This window comes from Rhodopirellula sp. J20-39 (assembly GCF_057365095.1).
Genome location: NZ_CP195123.1, coordinates 724353 through 748855, shown reverse-complemented (window position 1 = coordinate 748855; position 24503 = coordinate 724353). Strand labels below are relative to the sequence as shown.

The 24503-nt window shown below is 55.0% G+C and carries 1 pseudogene; it reads left to right on the top strand.

Annotated features, from left to right (window positions below):
• Positions 1 to 59 precede the first annotated feature (59 nt).
• Positions 60 to 24503, top strand: a pseudogene (locus ACR3ZL_RS02415) (pentapeptide repeat-containing protein); the annotation flags it as partial.

Here is a 24503-nt window from a genome sequence, read left to right as displayed (position 1 = left end):
GATCCTGTTGGTTGTTAGATTCTGCTTTGGGGGAACTAGAGTGTGACGTAACCTCCAACATGAACGACACTAAGATGAATGTAGCGAAGTCACGACGCAAACGTCGAAGTTCAGAGACTCGTCAACTCAGCCGACCTGCCGCACGAGCCCTTTTAGCCGAACGCTTGGAAGCTCGGCAGATGTTAGCCGGTGATAGTGGCCCCACCGCTCCAATTGAACTTTCACAGCAGCAAGTTGATTCACTAGCTAGCGGTTTTTCGCAGTTGGAAATGTTCAGTGAATTGCGAGTCTCCGGACTGAGCGATTTGGGGACTGCAATCAGTGGCACCGACACCCGGTTTAGTGATCTGTTCGCAGTTGCCGATCTTCTAAAGATTAACGACGCCGTTTCTGGAATCTTGTCGGGGCCACTTGCCTCGCAAAGTTTGGCCGACCGGATTGAAGAACATCTAACGACGATCCTTGGTGTGCTTCCCGGAACAACACCGGGTTCGACTGTCGATGTTGTTGGCGGACTGCTCGAGGGAACCGGCGACCAAATTCGATTCGATATCAACATCGACTTGGACTCAGCCTTCGACCGCCGGTTGACGTTCGTTTCCGGAGGACCACTCGATATTAACCTTGATGCTCCCGTGCAAATCAACGGTGGTCTAGAAATGGCGATGACCATTGGATTGGATCCGAGCGCGTCTGAGCCATTTTTCATCGAGCTTGATCCGGTTCTGATGTTCGCCAGCATTGATGTTAACGACTTCGGTGCATCGATTGGCATTGGTGATGAAACAGCAAGTATCGATGGTGGGCAAATCGATCTTGATACGCAGCTAACACTCGATTTGGATGGTACGCGGATCACGGCACCGGAGCTTCCATCGGTCGATGTTCCGGTAACTGCATCCGGCTCGCTTTCGACAACACTTCCTTTATCGGTAAGCGTCGGCAAATTTGATTCAGGAGAATTCGCGTCACCTGTCGTTCGTGTTGACTCGCAAAACTTGCTTACTGGATCGATTCCTGATATCGCCGTTGACGTGGCAATTCGACCAGGCTTGCAAGATGAGATCCAAGACTCGTTTGCCGCAATCTATTCGACCATCGTCAAACTCGATCAGTCGGCGGTATTGCAAACTCCTGTGCCTGTTTTGGATAAGGATCTTGCAGAACTGTTTATCGAGGTATTGGATTCAACCGACGTTTCTGCACCATCGGACTTACTAGATTTTCGCACTGAGGTTGCTGCCTACTTCGCCACGACATCGACACCAACGTTATCCGGTTTGGCAGACCGTTTAGCTCAGACACTCCGATCACGATTGGGTGTATCGGTCGATGGCTCGTTGTCACGAGGAGCAATTTCGGTGATGGGTGGGTACTATCCCGACTCGGACGAAATGCGATTCGATTTGACCTTGGATGCGGACGGGTCCGACTTGTCGACGCTCTCCCTCAACACCGATGGTCTGCCTCTCGAGTTCGATGGGCTTGAGATTTCCCGAAACGTAGGAGTTGAAGCTGGCTTTGGAATCACGATTGATCTCTCGCCGCTGTTAGCTGGAGGTGAGATCGATTCATCAGATGTCTCGGTAAGAATCGATCCCGTTGAGTTGTCCGCCAACGTGACTGCTGCCGACATTGATCTCGCGGCGTCGTTTGAATCGGTCAGCGTCGGGATCATGGATGGTCAGTTTGATCTATCCGCTCGCGGAGAAATCTCATTGCAGGGTGCCGACGGCGATGCGTCGTACACGCTGAGCGAATTGCAAACGATTGGGCCTGGCGGGATCGTGGACGATTTGCGTGCTGAGGCGAGCGGGAGCCTGGAAGCTGAGTTGCCGCTCGATGCGGCGTTTGGGAACTTTCGGAGCGAAGACTTTGGTACGGGCGTGGTGCTGCTGAGTGCCGATCCGCTGTTCGAAGTTTCCAGTGAACAATTGGCGGTTAGCACGCCCAGCGTCGCTCTGGATCTGCGAATCACCGAGAATCTAAAGGATGCCTTGATCGAGTTGATTGGCAAGATCGATCAAGCGGCCAGCAACGCGATCGGCCAAGACTCGATTCTCGACACGACGATTCCGATCTTGAATCAGAGCGTCAACGACTTGATCCTCGATCAAATTCCTGGTGAAGACACGGCGGGGCTGAGCAGCGTTTTTAGATTGGAATCGGTTGCCGCGACATTCTTCAATCGCTTTGCGTTTGATCCCGATTTGCCTGATAGTTTTCCGACCGTTCGTGGGTTCATCGACGCGATCAGTGAACGAGTCAAACGGCTGACCAGTCGAGGCATTGATGCGGAGTCTCGCGATTCAGCGGGACGCAGCTTTTCGTTTCGGCTTCCGTCGATCGATGATCTCAGCGGGTTCGATTTCAACGGCGCGGATCTGCGTGGGTTGGACTTCTCGGCGCACTCGGCGTTGCTGGATGGACTCGATGTTGACTTTCCGGTCGTCAGGATGCGTGGCGTTGATTTTTCGGGTGCCGATCTGCGCGGTGTCAATTTCAGCGGCGTCGACTTGCGAGGAAGCAACTTTGAGGGTGCCGATTTACGGGGAGCCAGTTTTGTCGGCGCGTCGCTGATTGATGTCAACTTCGATGGAGCACGGATCGGGACGAGCGATGGTGGACTGGCAACCAACCTGGCGGGTTCGTTCTACGGGATCGGAACCATTTGGCCTGACGGTAGTCTTGGCGGCAGGTTCGGTTTACCGAGTTTGTCATGGTCGGGAAGCGATTCGGCACGCAAGATCGCGGCGGGTGAAGATTTGTCGGACGTGGCCGCGGACAACGCTTCCGCACTACGAGGTTTTGATCTTTCGGGGCTGGACTTGTCCGGGATCAACTTCAGCGGTTTGGATCTAACGGGCGTTTCCTTCCGCGATACCAACTTGTTCGGATCGAATCTCGATGGCGTCAACTTGGACAACGTTTTCGCGATCGGAACGAACTTTGAAACGGCAAGCCTCAGTGGGCTCATTGGAATTCGCGGACTGCTGTTTTCGGCGTCGACCGTTTTTGCGGATGGATCGACCGAGTCGAGCGTTGATCGAAATGGATCCCGATCATTTGGGTCGCTCAGCCTTCCGTTTGCGACGTTTGTCGGACTCGATTCACTGGGCAATTCGATTGATTTCCCAAGTTTGGCGACGGCGGGAACGATCCATTTTGACCTAAGTGGTTTTGACTTTTCGGATTTGAATTTGACGGGTGTTGATTTTTCCGGCTTCCGTCTGCGAAACGTCTCGTTCGCTGGTTCGCTGCTTGATGGTGTCAAGTTTGGTGGTGGCAGCGGATCAGGTGGATCGGGAGGTTCGTCGTTTGTGCTGCCATCGCTCTCGGGGGTCAACTTTCGCGGTGCGACCTTGTCGGGCGTCGAGTTTTTGCCCATCGCACTGCCGGGCGGGCTGACTCAAAATCTCAGCTTGCGATCGGTCGATTTTCGCGACGTCGACTTCGCGGGAAGTCTTCCGAGCTGGCCTGGTATCGACTTGTCAGGTGCCAACTTGAGTGGTCTCGACCTGACCGGGTTCTCATTGCCGGGTGTTGATCTGAGCGGGGCTCATTTGGATGGCACGATTTTGGACAACGTGAATTTGTCCGGTGCGATCTTGCGTGGCGTCGACTTGGGACGAAGTTTGTTCAGCGAGGTTTCGTTGCCGAGCTTGGATGGATCGTTCATCGATTCCTTCACGCGATTGCCGTCAAGCATTCCGCGAGGTGAATTGGTTGACGTAACGTTGCCGGATGTGCTCGGCGACGACGTTGACGAAGCGCCCACGTTCACGTTCGACGGGGGTTTCGCGGACAACAAACTTGGCTTCCGATTAACCATCGATCTGGAGAATCAGCAGACGATCGAATTTGATGCCAGCACACCGGCCGGTTTCCCCGTTTCGGCATCGGGGCGAGGCAAGGCGTTGATCGGTGCGGAGCTGGACTTGGATCTGGAGGCGTCACTGGACCTTTCTGAGTTCATCGACGCATTGCCAAACATTCCCACAGGTGGGCCGTTCCCGGACATCAATGGTGATCTGGTCACGGTTCAGGTGCATGAGTTTGCAGTGGGCGTTGGTGCCGCAGTGGTTGATCTCACCGCGACTGCGGGCATCGAAGGCTTCGCAAATTTGGGTGTGGAGGACGCAAGAATCGTCGCCGAAGCGGGCGGGGTGATTGAGTTTGCAGGTGGTGAAGCGATCACGTTGAGCGAGCTGCGAAACGCATCGCCAAGAGACCTGTTTGAATTGAATGTCGAAGGGCGAGCGGGAGCGTCGTTGCCAATTGTTGGTGATGCGTTCGGTTTGAACGTCACCGATTTTGGGCAGCCCATCGTTCAGGTCATCAGCGATTCGTTGTTCCGCCGCAGCCTGCCTGATGTGGTGGTGGATGTGCTGCTCAACGATGAAGTGCAACAACGCGTGCTTTCGGCGCTCGAAGAATTGGCGTTGATCGGCGATTCGGTTTCGGAGAATGCCGTGCTGAACACATCGGTTCCTGTGTTGGACCAGTCGTTGAACGATCTGTTCGCGGATGCGGCCACTCATGTCGATGTCAATCGAGTTGGCGATGTTTTGAACCTCCGCGATCGGGCTCAAGCGTACTTCGATCGCGAGACATCGCCGAGCGCGTTCGGGTTGGCCGAAGCTTTGATCGACGAGATCAGGCAGCGAGTCGATTTAGGAAGCGTTCAAATTGTCGGCGGGTTCATTCCGGATGAAGACTTGCTGCAATTCAATCTGACGATTGACGCCGAACCGACACGTCAGGTGACGTTGGATCTGAACGATGCCCTTCCTGGTGCGAATGCGGGGATTTCGTTTGGTGATCCATTGGTGTTCGACGTGATCTCGAACCTTCACTCGTCGTTGACGTTTGGTGTGGATCTGGCTGATTTGTTGGATTCGGATGCATCGACAAACTTAGATCTCGATGATGTGTTTGTGGATTTTGAAGGCATTCAGGCTGGAGTCTCGATCGAAGCGGTTGACTTGGATTTTGGAGTCGATTTTGGTGCGCAGGCCATCGGCGTGGCAGATGGGACCTTGTACCTGGATGCGGGAGCCACTGTCGAGTTGGTGGGGCCTGATGGGGATGGTCGATTTTCTGTTGTCGAACTGCGAGACCTGGGCGTCAGCGGGATCCGTGATTCACTCGAATTCAAAGCGACCGGGTTCCTCGACGCGGCCTTCCCGCTGACTGCTTCGATTGGTGATTTTGATTCCGATGATTTCGGCACTGCGGTCATCCTGATTCAGTCTGATCCATTGTTTGCCGTGTCTGATGGTGTCCTGGCCGTGACGTCGCCGGATGTGACATTGGACATGCAGATTTCAACTTCGATTCGCGAGACCTTGGTCAGGTTGGTTGGTCGACTGGATGAGCGAGTCAGTGCTGCATTGGGGACTGATTCGCCTCTGGATACCAAAATCCCACTCATCGAGCAGAGCATCAATGACTTGGTGCTCGATTCGATCCCAGGAGAACAGTTTGCGGGCGCTGGCAAAGTGTTAAAGCTGAACGACGCAGTGACCACCTACTTCAACGGTTTTACTTTCGAGGGTGCAGATTTCCCGTCTGTTCGAGGGTTCATCGACGCGATTCAAGCCCGTTTGAAACAGATCACTGGTCGGGCGATCGATGCGGACCAACCGAACTCATCTGGCAAATCGTTCTCGCGACTTGGCTTGGGCGTGAGCGACCTGAGCGGTTTTGATTTCAGCTATGCGGATCTACGTGGAATCGATCTGTCAGGTTTGCGGATGCGTGGTGTCGATTTCACGGGCGCGGATCTGCGTGGCGTGAACTTTGCTGGAGTTGATTTGCGAGGCAGCATCTTCCGCGATGCTGATTTGCGTGGCGTCAGCTTCGCGGGTGCTTCGCTTTTGGACGTTGATTTGAGCGGTGCGATCGTCGGTAGCTCGCCGTCCGGCGGACTGACTGATTTGACAGGAGCATTGTTTCACTTTGGAACGATCTGGCCGGATGGCAGTTCGGGAGGCGCGTTCGGTTTGCCAAGACTTCAGTGGACCGGGGACGATCAAACTTATCGAGTTGATGCCGGCGAAGATCTATCGGCAAGCAAGATTGGCAGCAGCACCGCGTTTGCTGGTTTTGATTTTTCCGGTTTGCAACTGCCGGATGTGAGCTTTGCGGGCATGGATTTGAGCGGCGTTTCGCTGCGTGGCACGGACTTGTCGGGGGTTGATTTGAGTGGCGTTGCGCTAAGTGGTGCATGGGCGATTGGTACCAATTTCTCGGGCATTCGTTTTGATGCTTCGCTTCCCGATTTCACGGGAATGTTCTTTAGTCGCACGACGACGTTACCGGGTGATCAATCATTGACGGAGTCGGATGGATCGATCGCATCGTTTGTGTTGCGTGGCGGTTCGTTGGATCTAGGTGGATTCAGCGTGAGCTTTGATGGGCTAGTGGGACCGGACACCAGCGGTGTGAACATTGACTTCCCGTCGCTGGGGATCATCGACCTGAGCGGTTACGACTTCGCGGGTCTGGAGCTAGACGGAGTTGATTTTTCTGGCATCAACCTTCGAGGCGTTTCGTTCGCTGGTTTGAATCTGAGTGGCGTGACGTTTGGTGGCGGCGGTGGCAGCGAAGATCCGTCGTCGGGACTGAACTTCAATCCCGCCTCGCTGTTTGGCGTCAACTTCCGCGGTGCTGATCTGACGGGGATTCAATTCGGCCGTGTCGGGCCATCGAGCGGTGATTCGACAGGACTGGATCTTCGGTTCGCGGATCTAACCGGAGTTACTTTTGGGGCCGGTTCGCTTTCATGGCCTGAGGTGAACCTAGCCGGTGCGAACTTGAGTGGGATCGACTTGAGTGGTTTTCAATTGCCGGGTGCCAATCTGGATGGCGTGCGGCTCGATGGCACCCTCTTGGATGGGATTGATCTCAGCGGTGCAGTGCTGCGTGGTGTGGATTTGACACGATCTCGGTTTGATCTTTCTTTACCGAATCTCAGCGGCGCCTCGATTGATCTGTCCAGTGTATTGCCACCACAGATTCCACGCGGTGAATTGATCGAAGTGACGCTTCCTGATGTGCTGGGGCCGGACTTGGATGAAGGTCCGACGTTCACATTCGATGGTGGCTTCGATGCCGAAGAGCAATCACTCGGATTCCGTTTGCAAGTTGATCTGGAGAACCAGCAAACGATCGCGTTCGATGTCCAGACACCAGCGGATTTGCCTTTCCAAGCCAGCGGCAGTGGCGAGGTGCTGGTTGGGGCCGAACTGGATCTGGATTTGGAATTGAAACTCGAACTGGCTGATTTTATCAGTGCACTCGAAGGTGTGGTCACGGGCGGTGCATTGCCTTCGATTGGTACCGAGCATGCCTCGATCCAGATCCGTGAGTTTCGTGCGGGCGTGGGTGTTGCGGTCGTCGACTTGAGTGCCAACGCCAGCATCGGATCCTTCGCGGACGTGGGCGTGGACGATGCGATTCTGACCGCCAGTGCCGGCGCGGAAATCTCGTTCGGCGGCGGCGAAGCGGTCACGCTGGATCAACTGCAGAACAGTTCGTTTACGCTACAGACCAAAGGGGAAGCCGCCGCTTCCTTGCCGCTAACAGCCTCGCTTGCTGGCTTTGACATCAATCAGTTCGGCACACCCATCATTCAGCTCTCGACGACATCCCTATTCAGCGGCCAACAGCCTGATGTGGTGATCGATGTGCTGATCGAAGATGACTTGAAGACGCAATTACTCGGTGTCTTGGAGCAAATTCGCGACTTCGGCGTGGATCTCTCTAACAACAGTGTTCTGGAGACGAACATACCCGTGTTGGAGCGTACACTGAATCAAATGTTTGCCACTGCGTCGGGTGCGGACGATGTGGATTCTGTTGGTGACTTTTTAAATTTCCACACCGCCACGGATGCGTATTTCAACAGCACGACTCAGCCGACCGTTCTGGGGTTGATCGATGTGCTGAACGAAACCTTGCAACGGCGACTGGGATTCACGACGCAAGGAGGATTGTCACGTGGTCCGTTCTCGATTGCCGGTGGGTTGGATCCTGATGAGAAACGCATCGAGTTTGAAGTCATGATCGATGCGTCGGCCAAATTGGAGTTGCCGTTTGACCTCAAAGCATCCGCTGGAGGTTTCGAGTTATCCGTCGATATCGCACCGACAACGGAAGCGACAATTGAAGCGTCATTTGGGTTTGGCGTTGACGTTTCTGACTTGGTCGATGGCGACAGTAGCACGACGTTTGGATCGGAAGATGCCTTCGTGCGACTGGATGAGTTCACCGCTTCGGCATCGATTGGGGCAACGAATATCAAAAATTCGTTTCAATTAGGGATGTTGGAGGGTGGGATCTTAGGAGGCACCGCGGACCTAGGAGTGACCGCGAGTGTCGATTTTGCTCCGGGCATCCCGAGGTTGGAAAATGGTTCGATCACATTGGACGAATTGGGGGCATGGAGCGAAGATCTGATCGAGTTGGTGATCGCCGGACCCGATGACGGCACTGAGATGCTCAATGTCCATCTTCCGCTTTCGACCAAGTTGGGCGAATTTAGCCTTGGTGAGGTAGGTAACGGGCCAACGATCACCGTCAAAGATCAGGATCTCTTTGACGGCAATGGTCCGACGATCGAGAGCAGTGGATTGGATGGATTTGCGGACCTGTCCAACTTGAAGCCAGGTGATGTTGTCTTGATGCTGATTCGACTGGGCGATGAGCTTCAGCGAGTTGCATCGGAACTGAACCCAGAAAGCGGCATTCCTTTTGTCGACACGGCGATCGAGGAGGTTGTTGACTTCAGTGGCACTTTGACTGATCTCGCTAGGCGTTTGTACCGAGTTCCCAATGCGACCGCAGCGCTGCCCGCCGAGCGACTCGACGGAGTGCTGACAGAGGACGCCAAGTTCTTTGTCCAAGTCGATGGCGGTGATTTGGTTTCTGTTTCGTTGCCGGCCGACGTGACTCGCGGCAATCGTTCGTTGAACGATTTGACCAGCGATCTGAATCAAGCGATCGCGGCAACGGCTTTGAATGGTTTGATTGTGGCATCGCGTGATGGCGACCGGCTGAAGTTCTCTGGTGCCAGCGAAGGAGCGGCGTTGTCGATCGCGGTCTCGACCGTTTCGGTAACCAGTATCGGTGCTTTTCCAAGTGGTGGTCAATTGTCGTCTGATCTAGCGATCGAACTGGATATCAACGGCGATCCGCACGATCCGCCCATCACGTTGCCTGCAGCGTTAACAGCAGACAATCGCGACATCAATGATTTGGTCGACGATCTTAACTTGGCGATCGCCAATGCAAGTCTGGCCGGTCGTTTGGAATTTGTTGTCGAAGCGGCGAACCTGGTGCTGCGTTCAAAGTCCGATTCGATTGAATCGCTCTTGGTACGAGGCGGCGAGGCGATCGGCTTCGAATCCGATCAACCGCATGACCCGAATGCCGCGACCGATACGCTTGGATTTGGCGGCGGGTCACGAGTGTCCGCTGCGTTCAAGTTCAACACTTTGGCAGAATTCACGAACGAACTCAGTCATGCGCTGTCCGATAGTGTTTCGGGAACTCCTTTCGATGTCGGACTGACCTACAACGAAGACGCGAGAACCGTTTCGTTCAACCTCGGTTTGAACGCCAACTTTGAGAAAGCGATTTCGCTCGATTTTGGTAGCGGATTGGATCTGGGGATTGGAAATCTGGAAGTGATCGCCGGAGCCGACGCTCGATTCATTGCCGATGCCAGTATTCAGCTTGGCGTGGGAATTGATCTGAGTTCGATCGGCAGCAACGCCAGTCTATCTCGCCAGACACGACTCACGGAATTGCTCGATGGTGGAACTGAAGCGACCACGTACAACGTCGGCTTGGTTGCTGAGTCCGCTATTCCGGTCGAGGGCATGCCGGGCAGTGACGTGGCCTTCACGATCATCACGACCGACCAAGACGGTGTCGAAGCGTCGCACGCGCTAACGCTACCGCTAACTGAAACCAACGATAACTTTGACGCCTTCGATCTGGCTGCTGATTTGAATGCTTTGTTCGCAGCGGAAGGTTTGGCAGCGATCGAAGCGGGTGTGCTGTCGGAAGCCAACGGTGATCGACTGACGTTGCGAGCCATTGATGGATCGGTCATTTCGATTGAAATCGAAGCAGCCGATCCTCTTGGGTTCGATGCTGCGGGCCAATCGAGCACAACGGATGCGGGCTTTGACGATTTGACGATCCTGCTTCGTGACACCACGGAATTCGGAGTGAACCTGGATGGTGCCGTGACATTGGGCGACGTGATCGATCGAATCAATGCCGCCGCCACGGAGGCATCGGCCAATGTCGAAGCGGCATTTGAAGTGGACCGTTTGGTGCTGACCGATCGATCCAGTGGCCAAGCTGAATTCCGCGTGCGGGCGGTTTCGGATATCCAGTCCATCGTTTCACCGGCGGCTCAGTTGTTGGGGATCGCGGCAGTCGGTGAAGACCACGACGTTACATCGGTGATCGAAGGCCGGGCACTGCATGGCGATTCGATCCTCAATCACTTCTTTATCGACACCAGCTTCCAAGGTGACTCGGGGAACAACATCGTCTTGTCGGCGAGGATCGAAGCGGATGATATCGACCTGCAGGCCGCACTTGGCATTTTGGATATCGGCATCGTCGATGGTTCGGCGGAGATCAACCTGGGCACGTCGATCGGTTTTGTCGATCCCGATGGTCGTTTGACGCTCGATGACCTGCGGACTCAGGACTTTTCGGAAATCATCCAGCGTGACGCGTTGACGCTGAACGGATCGGCCGAGCTACCGATTCGCAGCAGCGTGTTGGATGCGATCGGCGGCAACTTGGACCGCCCCCAAATTGACGTGGCTTTGTTTGCCGATGAGGCCAACCCGGTTCCTGAGATCACTTTCACTCGGAACGAAGCGTTCGATGAATTGTTATCAGGATTCAGCGAGTTTTCGATCGAGTCCGTCGTTCTGGCACTGCAAGCGTTCGTTGGCGTGCTGCAAAATAGCGATCTCGAAATTCTCAATGAACAGATCCCGCTCATCGATGTCAGCTTGGGCGACACGTTGGCGGTGGCGGATGACTTGCTCGCGGTGGCACGCGACCTTGCGGCTGGGCCAGACCTCAATCTCTTGGCGACACTGCAGGAAGATTTGGATTCGGCGATCGGTCGCTTACTGATCATCGATGCGGAAAAGGAATTGCTGCGAACGGCGAGTAACCAATTGGCATCCGTCGTGGCGACGCGGCCTGTTGAATTGGTTTCCACCTTGGTCAGCGTGGTGGGAACACTACGCAGCGAAGTGGCGTCGATTCCATCGGGAACGCCCGGTTTGTCCGATCTGCAGGGTGCGGTTGACGCGGTGGATTCCCTGATCGCCAGTGTGTCGTCGATTGGTGATCTGATCGAAGACGCATTGGTGCAACAGCTTGGCATCACCGATCCCAATCTGCTGAACCTGACGGTCGACTTCGTTGATGGCAATAGTTTGCTCGAAGGTTCGCAAACGATTCTGGTGTTGGGCATCGAGATTCAGAAAGAGGTGCAACAGTCACTTGACCTGTCGGTTGAACTACCCAACATCGGACCGTTGTCGATCGAATCGGGCAGTCAGGTGGACTTTGGCGTGGGTGGATCCATCTCGATCGCCCTGGGCATCGATGTGTCCAAAAGCTTCGGAGGGCTTTCGTCACCGCTGCTGCTGATTCAGCCCGGCGCGATTGCCGGAGTGCCTCACACGTCGATTAACTTAAACGCGGAAATCAATGCACCGATTCAGATCGATGTGGGCATTGGTGGCTTGAGTGCAAGTCTGACGGGCGAAGCGGTCCTCGGCGCGTCGGTCCGTCAAACCTTGCCGGGCAACGGACCGTTTAGCGAGGTCACGCTCAATCGCGTTCCCATCGCCAGCGAACTGGTGATCGTCAGCGTCGATGGCAATGTGCTGGATACCGATGCCTACACGGTCAATGGGCGATCACTCGTTTTGGTCAATCCGGTTTCCGGCGAGGTGATCGTTGAGTATCCAAGTGAATCGGTCCAGGGTCCCGCGTCCGTTAGCCTTGGTTTTGATGAGACCTTGATTCCAACCGACCAACCCGCACGCGGGTTCAATACGATCGGCGGCGTGCCGATCAGCACGATCTTGCGTCAAGGTTTCAGCGGTGTGGATGCCAACGTTCAAGGCATGATCTACACGACGTTGGAATTGGATGCCCCCGGGTTTTCAACATCCGGTTCGATCAGCATCGCGAGTGGTCTGAGCAACTTGGATCCTGTCATTCACGCCGATGCGGCTAGCAGCCTGTTCGATGGACCACCGGACCTGAGTCAACTGAGTTTGAATCAGATCGTTGGTGGTTTGTCGAGCTTTGTGGACGGACTGAAGGATGGCTTGGAGAGCGACGTCCTGACCTCGCTTCCCATCATCGGCGATGGGCTTGATTTGACTGGATCGTTCATCGGACGAATTCAAGATTCGGTGATCACACCGATTGAGGACGCATTGACGACGACCTCCACGGCCAGCGAACAATTCCGCGTTGACTTGCAACAAACGCTGGTGGATGCGTTGGGCGTGCAGCCCGGTGATGTGATCGTGACGCTGTCGGATCCCGTGGCCACGGCGTTTGCCGATATGGAGTTTGCGATCGAAGTCAGTTTGTCTGGGCGTGATGAGATCGTTACCCCGTTCGATTTGGGCCTGGACGCATTAGCGTTCGAGGTCGAGGCCAACGGCGGGGTGATCTTGGGCCTGGACTATGACTTCACGCTTGGATTTGGTGTCAATGCGACCGATGGGTTCTTTGTCAGTTTGAACGACAACAGCTCCCAGCCCGAGTTGAACTTTGGCGTCGATGTTTCGCTGACACCGGGCACGGAGTTGACGACTCGCTTGTTCGCACTGGAGTTTACGGCTGCCGACAATGGCACTACGGGCCTGTCAGGCGATCTGTTCTTTGACCTTATCGATCCGGACAATCGCGACGGCAAAAATCGGTTGACGTTTGCTGAATTATCAGGGCCGGACGGTTTCTCGTCCTTGTTTGACGCTGGCATCAGCACTCAAGCTCGCATCGATATGAACTTGATGGCGGACATCAACCCGTCGGTGCCTTCGATCAGTGCCGATCTCATCGTTGATTGGCCGATCTCGTTCACCAAGAATGCTGGTTTTGTGGGTGAGCTGCCAGTCGTCACACTCGCGGATGTTTCGCTGGATGTCGGTAGCTTTTTTGAAACCGTCCTTGGGCCGGTCGTCAGTGAGGTGAACGACAAGATCGAACCGGTGCGGGATGTGGTGGATCTGATCACGCAGGAGATTCCGGGCATCTCGGATCTTTCGATTCTCGCGGGCAATGGACCTGTTGATTTTCTAACGCTGGCTTCGTTCCAGTTTCCCAAAGAGGCAAAGGTGGCGAGACAGGCCGCGGGCGTGGTCAAGCAAATCGGCGAAGTGATCGACCTGGTCGACGAGGCTTCGCAAACCGGTGGGAAAATCAACTTTGGCTCGGTCACGCTGGGGGCGGGGGATGGTGTTGACTTGACCAGTCCAACGCAAGGCTTCAGCATCGATCCATCACAAATCACTGGCGGCGTCAGCAGCGTTGCCGACGCGATCAGTCGCAGTGGTGGCGATCGACGCGCCAAGTCAACTCTGAATCGGTTTGCTCGCACGCCAAACAGCCAGGGCGAAGGCGGGATGGGCGTGAAGTTCCCGTTGTTCGAAGCCCCGTCGAATATCTTCAAGCTGATTACCGGTGAGACGGTCGACTTGATTCAGTGGGATATTCCAAAGGTGGAGCTTGGGTTCTCGTATGACCAAACGTTCTATCCGATTCCCGGCATTCCATTGGGAGTGACCGTCGGTGCGGGCGTCGACTTCTTTGCCGATTTCCAAATTGGTTTTGACACACGGGGTTTGTTTGGCGGCGAAGCTCCATCGTTGGATGCGTTCAAGACGTTGGCGCCGGCGTCATTCCTGGATGGCTTGCACTTCATTGATCTGCGAGATGGCGTGGACATCGACGAGCTGGGCTTTGGGATTGAAGCCACAGTGGGTGCGTCGCTCGAGATCCCCGGCATCGCATCGGCGGGAATCGAAGGCGGCATCCGTGCGGACGTTTACGCGAACTGGTTTGACCCCAACGAAGATGGCAAGATCTACTTGGATGAACTGGCCAAGATCGTCGACCGCATCGGTGTGTCGTGTGTGTTTGATATCCGTGGTGAAGTCTCTGCCTTCCTGCGTGCGTATTACGAATTCTTGATCTTTAGCGGCGAAATTGACATCGTCGACATCACCCTGTTTGAATTCAGCAACACGTGCCCGCCACCGCCCGAACCGGCAACCCTGGGTGCCGAAGGGATTCTGCTTTTGAACATGGGCCCTTATGCCGAAGACTTTCAAAACGGTTTTTCGGAAGATGACGCAGAAGACTTTTCCGTGATTCAGATTTCACCCGGGGTGGTCGAAGTCACGGGGATCAATGGCACGTCCGCGACCAAACGCTATTCAGGCGTGACTCGGATTGTGGCTGATGGGGGCGAGGGCGACGACCGAATCACAATCGATGCCTCGGTGACAGTACCAACTGTGATTCGCGGTGGCGCGGGCAACGACATCCTGATTGGCGGCAGCGGCATGAACCGCATCGACGGGGAAGAGGGCGACGATGAACTCATTGGCGGTGCGGGCGGCAATCTGATCGTCGGTGGCGCGGGTAACGACGTGCTGACCGGTTCAGGTTCGGTCGATACGTTGCAAGGTGGCGCGGGTGACGACGAACTGTTTGGATTGGGTGGGGATGATTTGCTTGATGGCGGATTGGGCAATGACATGCTCGATGGCGGTGTGGGCGATGATGTCTACACGTTCTCCGGTGCGTTCGGTTTGGACACCGTCTCCGAGGCCAATGATGCGGGAACCGATACGATCTCGTTTGCCAGCGTCACGGATTCGCTGGTCGTGTCGCTACCAAACTTGCAGGTCACTCAAACAGCAACGTCCAACCGAGTTGACTTCAGCGGAATGACTCTGGAATCGATCGTTGGTGGACTGGGTGTCGATACGATTGAAGGTAACTCCATCGCGACGACTTGGAATGTGACTGGCGATGGAATTGGCAACGTGATCGACGCAGCGAATGCATTGGCGTTTTCGTCGTTCGAGTCTTTGATCGCAGGTGCGGATCGCGATGACTTCATCTTTGGAAATGCAGGTAACTTAGTTGGCGCGATCGACGGCGGAGGCGGTTTCAACACGCTTGACTATTCTCGACGCCGCCGTGGGGTGACCGTTGCTTTGGCATCGAATAGCGCAACCGCGATCGGTTCGGTTCGCAATTTACAGCGTGTGATCGGCACGTCGGAAAATGACACCATCTCAGGCGGAAACGAATTCGCGATCGAGATCTTTGGCGGTGTTGGCGACGATACGCTCACGGGGTCTCCGTTTGGCGATGTGATTCATGCTGGACCCGGCAATGATGTGTTGATTGGTTTGGCGGGCGACGATGAGTTGTTCGGCGAAGAAGGCAACGACACGATGTCGGGCAGCGACGGTGATGATCTGCTGGACGGCGGAGTCGGCAGGGACGACCTTTCAGGCGGCGATGGTGATGACGACCTTATCGGGGGTCACGGCATGGACACCATCTGGGGCGGAGGCGGTCATGACCTGATTGTCGGTGGTGCCGGAAACGATGTACTCCGTGGTGGCGACGGTCGTGATTGGATCGTCGGCGGAATCGGGAACGATGAGTTGTTCGGCGATGCAGGCGAGGATGTTTTGTGGGGCGGCGAAGCTCTACTGCAACCTAATCAGTTGGACTTGAACCTTCCAACCAATTTCGTTCTGCCCCCGCGTTTCAATGAACTCGGTTTCGAGGCCATCGATCCATCCGCAGCGAACATCACACCGTTGGCTACCAACGGTCTCTCGCTGGCCGGTGGCTTCGATGGACGTGACATTCTGTCCGGCGGTGACGACACGGATTGGTTGTTCGGCGGCGGCGAGCAGGATCAATTACAGGGCGACGCGGGTGCGGATTACCTCGACGGTGGCTTGGGGGATGATGACATCCAGGGTGGCGAAGGCAACGACATCGCTCGAGGCGGTTTCGGGCGTGACATGATTCACGGCGGAGTTGGCATCGACTTGGTCTATGGCGATCAGGGCGACGATCGACTGTTCGGCGACGCGGGATTGGCAGGTTCGCAAGTCGGCCAACGTCTGTTCGGGGGCGATGGCAATGATCAACTCTTTGCGTACTCCGAAAGTTCACCTGTCGAGTCAATCGGAGACCAACTTCGAGGTGACGCGGGCAACGATCAATTGTTCGGGAACCTTCGACGCGAACTGTTGATCGGGGGTTCGGGCAATGACTTCCTGCATGGTGATTACTTGGCGGGACCTGATTATCAAGTCAACTCTGCCGCCGATTCATCGGGTGACGCGGACGAACTGTTCGGCGGCAGCGGCGAAGATCAACTCTTCGGTGGCGGTGGTGATGACCTGATGTTTGGCGGTGCCGATAGCGATCAACTTGACGGTCAGCTCGGCAGTGACACGCAGTACGGCGGTTCGGGGATCGACTTGTTCTTCCTGCCTCGCGACGCGCAAGCCTATTCACCGGCTGATCGAGATACGATCGATGGGCATTTCGGCAACGAAAGCGAAGGTGATGTCGCGGACGACAATGCGACGGATATCGTGGCGGTTGCAGGAACGACCGGTGCTGATGTGATCGTGATTAGTCAGGAGACAGTTGCGGGTGAGGCGAATCCGCTGCTTCACATCACACACACGATCGGCGATTTGAGGGTGCGCATGTTGTCGGATGCAGGCGAACTATTGGTCGAACAGATTCAAGTCGCGGGGTTAGGTGGCAACGATGCCATCGGATTCGCGGTGGCTTCGTTGCCCGCTGCTTTTGATTCGACGTTCGACGCGTTCGACCTATCCAAGCAAAATGACGGCCGCGAACCTCTTGACCTATCGGCCCTTGCGGAACGTTCCCGCGATTTTGTCGGCGTGTTCGACGGCAATGGTGACGACGACTTGTTGTTTGGCAGTGCCGGGCGAGATCGGTTGGATGGCGGAGCGGGCAACGACACGCTGCTTGGCTTCGGTGGCGACGACCGGCTGTGGGGAGACTTGGGCGATGGAAGTTCGCAGGACCACGACGTATTGTTCGCCGGTCAAGGCAACGATGACTTGGTCGGTGGACAAGGCACGAATGATCTTTACGCCTGGTCGTTTGATCCCTCCGGCGACGGTGCCTTCGGTGTTTTTGTTGACGCTGACGGAAACTTGGTCGGCGGAAATCCTGATGGTAGCTTGAACCAGGAATCGACCGGACTGAATCGAATCCTTGGTGGCCCAGACGATGACCGACTCTTTGGCGGAACGGGAGTCGATTTCCTGTATGGCAACGGGGGCAACGACACGCTGTTCCGTAGTGACGGCAGCACGTTTGAATCGCTGGATGAAGGATTGGCCGGCGACGAGTGGAAAGAATACGCACGCGACACCGGCCAAGTGTGGTATGTCGGCGGCTCCAACGCCAACGACGAAATTGCCGTTGACTTTGTGACCGAACCTGGGCTGTTGACCGATCATCACCTGATCACCCGACTGACCGAAAACAACGGCAACTTTAGTTTTGCCGCCCAAGTGCGTCTGGACTTTGCGGCACTCGATGGAGAGGGCAACCGCATCTGGGACGCAGCAGATATTGTCACCAACGCGAACGCCTTGGCGGCAATCAATCAGCGACTCAGCGATGAAGGAAGCGAACCAGCGGACGATCAAGCCCGCGCTCAACTACTGTCCCAGGTCGCACAAACCGAGACGCAACTCGTCAATTCACTACTACCACCCGAGGGCGATTTCCTGGCCATCATCGTCGATGCGCTCGGCGGCAATGATCGGGTGACAGTCGGACCGACGGTTCAGAAATCGGTTTGGATCGACGGAGGTGCCGGTGACGACACGATCACGATCCGCAGCGGCAATGCGATCCTGGTCGACCGAGCGGAACGAGCAGTGGGTGTCAACGGATTGGTCGCGCGGAACGATTCCCCCGATTTTGCGTTTGAACTGTTCGATGAATCAATGGTCAGTAGCGACTTGCAGTTCACGGGGCTCTCGATGGACAGCCCAACGGATCAAGACTGGTTTGCCTTCCGTGTCCCCGATGGCACCACGGGCGATCTATTCTTGGCCAGCGGGTCACCGATCGACCAACTTGGTCTGGAGATCTACCTGCCCGCTCCGGAAACGCCTGCCGGACGGACGTTGGTAGCCAGCAGCGATACGGGTTCCGTTTCACTTGCCAGCCTGCAAGGTCAGACAACGTATTGGCTAGTCGTCACCAACCCAAACCAAGTGCCAACTCTTTACGACTTCCGTTTTGATTTTGGTTCTGGCGACATGCAGACGACGTCGCTTGCGATTCGCAATGACTCGGTTCGCCGTGATGTGATTCTGGGTGGTGAAGGCGACGACATTCTGCAAGGCGGTGGCGGTGAAGATTGGATCTTTGGTGGTGAAGGCAATGATGTCTTGACAGGTGGTCTGGATCGACAAGCCAGCGATCTTCTTTTCGCAGGTCCAGGCGATGACACGTTCCAGATCATTCCCGACCAGCTTCCTTTGCTCGGCAATCAACCGAACACACAGTTTGATCCCGCGACCCAAACTTACTTACCGACGTTCAGCGATCAGTTCATTGGTGGCGATGGCAATGACCGAGTGCTCTATCTAGGCGGCGACCTTGATCGCCTTGGTGTGGAAGTCCCCGACTACGCATCGCTTCGTTACAACACGGCACTCCATCGTTATGAGTTCAGTAGTCTTTCATGGGACGTTCTACAGCACCAATTTCAAGTCGACCCTGGCGATTCATCAAGGTTCCTGCAACACCACCTTTTCTACCAAGTCAGAGATGTCGAGCAGACTGAGATCCAATTGGGTCGCGGTAATGACACCTTTCGAGCGGACTCTGGTTTTCGCTTTGTCGACGTGGACGGCAACCCAATCGCAGGCGAGTGGGGAATCGACCTGGGCGACGCCGAGCAACGTGCGGAGGCAGCTGCATTGACTATTGTTGGCGGTCCTGGTGACGATCAACTCTTTGGTGGAGTGTTGGCAGATTCCATCGACGGCGGATCGGGCAACGATGTAATCTCCGGTGGTCCCGGTAGTGATGACTTGTTCGGTGGCGGCGGCAATGATTTGATCTTCGGCAACCAGATTGCAGTTGGCATACCGGTCATGACACCCACCGAGATCGGCGAAGCGACTGCGTCCAATGTCCCCAATTCCAACAACGATGGCTCGGAGGCATTTGTTTACTCCCTTGCAGCTCCATTCTTTTCTCTCACCGAGAGTGTTGAAAGCGGCGTTGATTTGCTTCCTGATGACAACGGTGATCCCAAGTCACTTGCGACGGCCCAACAGTTTGTGATCGATCCGTCGGTTCCAGCCGAGGAGATTTTTGCGGTTGGCGACGTCAATGCGGATGGGGAAGAAGACTTTGCAATCAATGGAGCTCAGCATACGTATCTGATCTTTGGTCCCCTCGATTTCTCAAGAACTTCGGACTTAACCGACGCCGCAAATGTACTGATTGACACGGAGACCTTTGGACGACTGGCCGACAGCGGCGATGTGGTCAGCGAAGACGGAATTCCCGATCTGATTTTCGTTCGCCAGGAAGATTCTCAAGCAGTCTTTACCGTACTGGTCGGTGGCTCGCAGGGTTGGCTAGGAGAAATGGGGTCTGATGAACACACCATGCTCAACCAGGCGGGGCGGCTGCGAATCTTCGCGATCGGCAACGCGTTCTTGGGCGAGGGAGCGTTGTCCGTCAAGTCGCTGAAATTCGACGCCGACGACAACCAGGATTTGCTGATTCATTCGCCGGTCAATCAAGATGCGCTGTTGGCAACTCGCGTCAGTTCATCTGATGCCTGGACCGCAGCGACGACACGCAATCAACCTGGCGTCATGTTGGGTGACGATCTGATCTTCATTGCTCAGGCGAGCAATGGATTCGATGCCGTGTATCGCGTGAGCCCAGACGGACATCAATCCCTTATCGCTGTTGAAGAAGAAATTATCGACGAGCTTACCGTGGCCGCCGGCGAGGTCTACTACGCCAGAAGAGATGGAAGTAATTCCCAGTTAGTTTCGTTTGGGGACGATGGAAACGTTCACCTACGGTCACATCTTGGGATTCACCGCGTCGACCGATCATTCGTGTCGTTGGACGACCAACTGTTCCTGCTCATCGACGATCACATTCGTCGCTTGAGCACTTTTGACCAAGGTTTTGTCGATTTCGGTGTCGACGCAACGAATCTAGTGCTTTGGAACAACCAAGTGTACTTTTTCGATTTGGACACTCAGACCCTCGGTCGATTGTCAGTCGATGCAAGCGACTCAGATGACTTTGTCGTTGGTTTAACGCAGCCGCTCAGCAATATGTCGGAGATGATTGCAACTCCAGATGGCATTTACCTAAGTATGCAGTTGAACTCAAACGACAGCATTGGGCATGAACTTTACCGCTTTGACGGAACCGAGCTGGAGTTGGTTGCCGATGTGGCTGCCCAAGATGGCGAAGATGCAGGAAATTCTTCACCGAGAAACCTGACTTGGTTCGATGGGGCCATCTATTTCACAGCTAACGCCGGCGGTCGCGAGCTGTGGCGTTACGTGACAGTCTCGGAGTCCGCCGAGCTGTTCGCTAATCCACTAAGCGATGGCAGTTCATTCGGCGGAGGCGGTGAGAGTTTCCGAGTCGTTGGCGATCACCTGTATTTCAGCACCTCACCATCCAAAGAAAACGCGACTCAGTTCGAGCTGTACCGAACCGATGGCGAGACGATCACGCGGGTTGGAGTTTCGTTTGAAGGAAGTGAACGAATCGAAACGCCAATCATCTTGGCTGGCGATGACAGTCAACTCTTCGTCGCGACGCAAGCCGTTGAGAATGGCACTCAAAATTCAATTTGGCGTCTCGCCCCAGGAGCTGCCGCTTATGTCGCTTCGGGTGCTGAAATTGACGCAGGTTCGTTCTCGGTCGAAAGCCCCCTGCACACCATCGTTGCCCCAAATGGCGTCGAAGTTGATTCAGTAATCGCGGACGTTGATGGAAACGGACTGGACGACGTTTTGATCAGCTTAAATGGTCGACTTGCCACGGTCACAACCAGCGACGCATTGGAGTTTCAGCCGGACTTTCACGCCAGTGGTGATGAGGATTTGGTATGGCGTTGGAGCGATGCCAACGGTCAGCACGAATTCGTTGTCAATCCGCAAGATTGGCGCCGATCAATCGTCCCGATTGATGGAACTAGTGACGCTGTTTTACTTGACTCGAACGGCAGCAACGTGAACGTTTCGATTGCTGGAGTTTTTGAAGCCGGCGCCGTCGGCCTCGAGCAAGACGACAATCGCTCCACTGCGCCGATAGTCAGCAATCCCGCCAGCTTGTACTTTGCAGGCGGCTCCAGCGATCACCCTAGTGTGTCATACGACCAAAAGCAGTTCACCACCATTGAAGTATGGCTGCGACCCTTGGTGTCGGATTCTTACGCCATCCTTACTTCACCTGACGTGGATGAGGCCCGGGGCTTCGAGTTGCGACATGATGGTGCACTCCAACTGCGTGTTGCCAAAACCGGCAATACCTTTGAGTTGATTGAAGGACCAGCATTGACAACAGATCGCTGGACTCACATCGCGTTTTCAATCGATCAATCATCCAAGCAAGTTCGACTGTATGTCGATGGCCTAATTGTTGCGGAACGCGTCATCAGCGGCACCATCTTTACCTCTGGCCAAGGTGGGCTAAAACTCAGTGACGGCATCGGCTCGTTTGCACAAACAAACTCGTATCAGGGATTTTTCGACGAATTTCGTGCTTGGGATACGATCCGATCGCCAACGGAAGTTCTAAAAACGTATCGAGAGTCACTCGATGCAACGGAAGCAGGGCTTGCGGGATACTGGAAGTTCGATGATTCGAATGCTTTTTCGGAGAACCTAGTCGATGGGGGAGCTCGATTCCTTGTCAACGGAGGTGGGTTTATTGATCGCAATTTTCAATCGTTAGGCGGAACAAATATCCATTCACGATTGGGAGTCCTCAGTGGAAGTGAATCGATCGGGAAGCGGTCTTACGCAACCGTCAACACCATCGAACCGATCGGGACAACACAGTTCATCGGCGATATCAATAACGACGGTTTCGGAGATATCGCACTCATCAGCAATGACGCAGCCCGGATCTACTACGGTGTCGACGATGTCTCTACATTCGGCCAAAGCGTTGGACTCGCGATCGTTTCGCCTGGGATCATCGACGTTGCCGCTGGAGACTTCAATGGCGATCAGACAATGGACCTCGCCGTCCTACGAGAGGACATTAACGAAGTCGGGATCTTCTACTCGGTGGGCAACCAGGATTCGGATTTGACTTGGGCGGATACGGGGTTGGTCATCGCCAGTGACGACGCGAACCTAAATTACCTTGTCGGTCGATCGGAGGGTGATGCTCCAGCGGACCTTTTCGTGGGCATGCTTGATAGCGACTTATCACAGCGGATTGCCTTGCTTTCCGGTCAGCGACCACCAAACGTCGTTGGCGATGCCGAGGTATTGAGTAACTATTCGGTGCCCGGTTCCGGAGCATTCATCAAGAATCGGGGCACCGGTCGACCGGAAATTTTCGACAATGCGGGTTCGCCATTTGAATTGCCAGCAGACGGAAGCCCAGCGCAATTCCAATTCACCACGTTGGGTGACGGTCAAGAAGGCGATCGCATCGTAGTTCGGTCGATCAACGTAACTCAAACCGGGGTGCTTCGATTATCGTTGCTCGATGAATTTGGGCGACGATTGATCACCCAAGTCGGAGCGATCGACTTCGAGGGCATTCCAGCAGGAACTTACGCAATCGAAGTATCGGGCACGCCTCTGGCGGAATTCCAGATCGAAGTCAACGCACCAATTGCGGGTGCGACAACCGAATCGGAAGTATACCCCGATCTTGATGTGATCGATGGAGGCGACGGAGACGACGAGTTGGTGGGCAACCACGGGCTAGACCGAATCTATGGTCGCAGTGGCGCGGATCGCATCACGGCTGAGTCGATTGAAATTCGCGACGACGAGCCGTTTGCAGGAGTCCCAGGCGACCAGCAAATTGCCAATACCACAGCGTCTCCGTTGCATGAGAGTATCCGCATCTCCGATCCAGGTTTACTCCGGACAATCGCGAGTGCACTCGCGATTCCTGTCACAACCGGGTTCGACGGAAGTCCCCGCTTAGGACGGCCGTTGACCCAAGCCCTCCTGAACTCGATTACCCATTTGGATGCAAGCGGGCGAGAGGTTGTTGACATTTCTGACCTAGTCAAGTTAGCGAATTTGGTCAGCCTCGATCTGTCCAACAATTCCGCGATCGTTGACTTTAGTGCTCTCGCATCGATTTCCAAATTGGAGCATCTGAATCTGGAAGGAACCTTTGCTCCCGCTGGAAGGCTGTCGTTTGATTGGCAGCAGCTACTGAATCTCGATTCGCTTCGCATGTCGTCTCTTCTTGCGACGCTGCCTCCGAACCTCGTGATCGATCAAGGATCGGCGCTTACTTTTGAGATGACGGGTGCCAGTTTCCAGATCGTCGACCAGTCAGGAACAATCATCGACGAGTGTCTATCGTGTACATCCTTCGTTTTTTCACCATCGAATGATGGCGTGTTTTACCTGGAGCAAAAACGTAGCGATCAACAGGCTTTTGTTGATCCTCCGGTCGCTCCGATCATCGTTCGTAATGTTGCTCCATCCATCGCGGGTTTACCATCTGAAATACAACTCAATGAAGGTCAATCGCGATCCGTCGCTGAGTTGTTGACGGACGTTACTTTTACTGATCCAGTCGATGTGGTGACTCGCCATGTGACGGTGACGGATTCGGCCGGCCGTGTCACGGATCTCACCAGCGGTTCGCTGGAACTCAGTGATGATATGGTCGCACTCGATGGATCCATCATTGATGGGGCAACGGATTTGACGACCGCATTCTGGTTGAAGACGACCAAGACGGGGCAGCAGGCAATCATCAGCGGTGCTTTGACGGATTCTCGAGACAACGAATACCTGGTGCTCTTCTCGAATGACCAGACGTTGCAATTCTTCAATGGCCCGTCGGTCAGTTTTACCGGGCTTGCATCGATCGCCGATGGCACTTGGCATCATGTTGCTCTGGTCGCCAATGCTGCTGCTGACACGGTCGAACTTTATATGGACGGGGTGTCACAAGGCACACAGAGCGTTGCGCTAGATGGTTTTGAAGTTGCCGACGGTGGACTGTTCTTGGGGCAAGAGCAAGATGATCTGGCGGATGGATTCAATCCCGCTCAAGCATTGGAAGGGAACTTGAGTGAGTTGGGAATTTGGCGACGAGCGTTGACCGCCGATCAGGTGCGCGAAGTT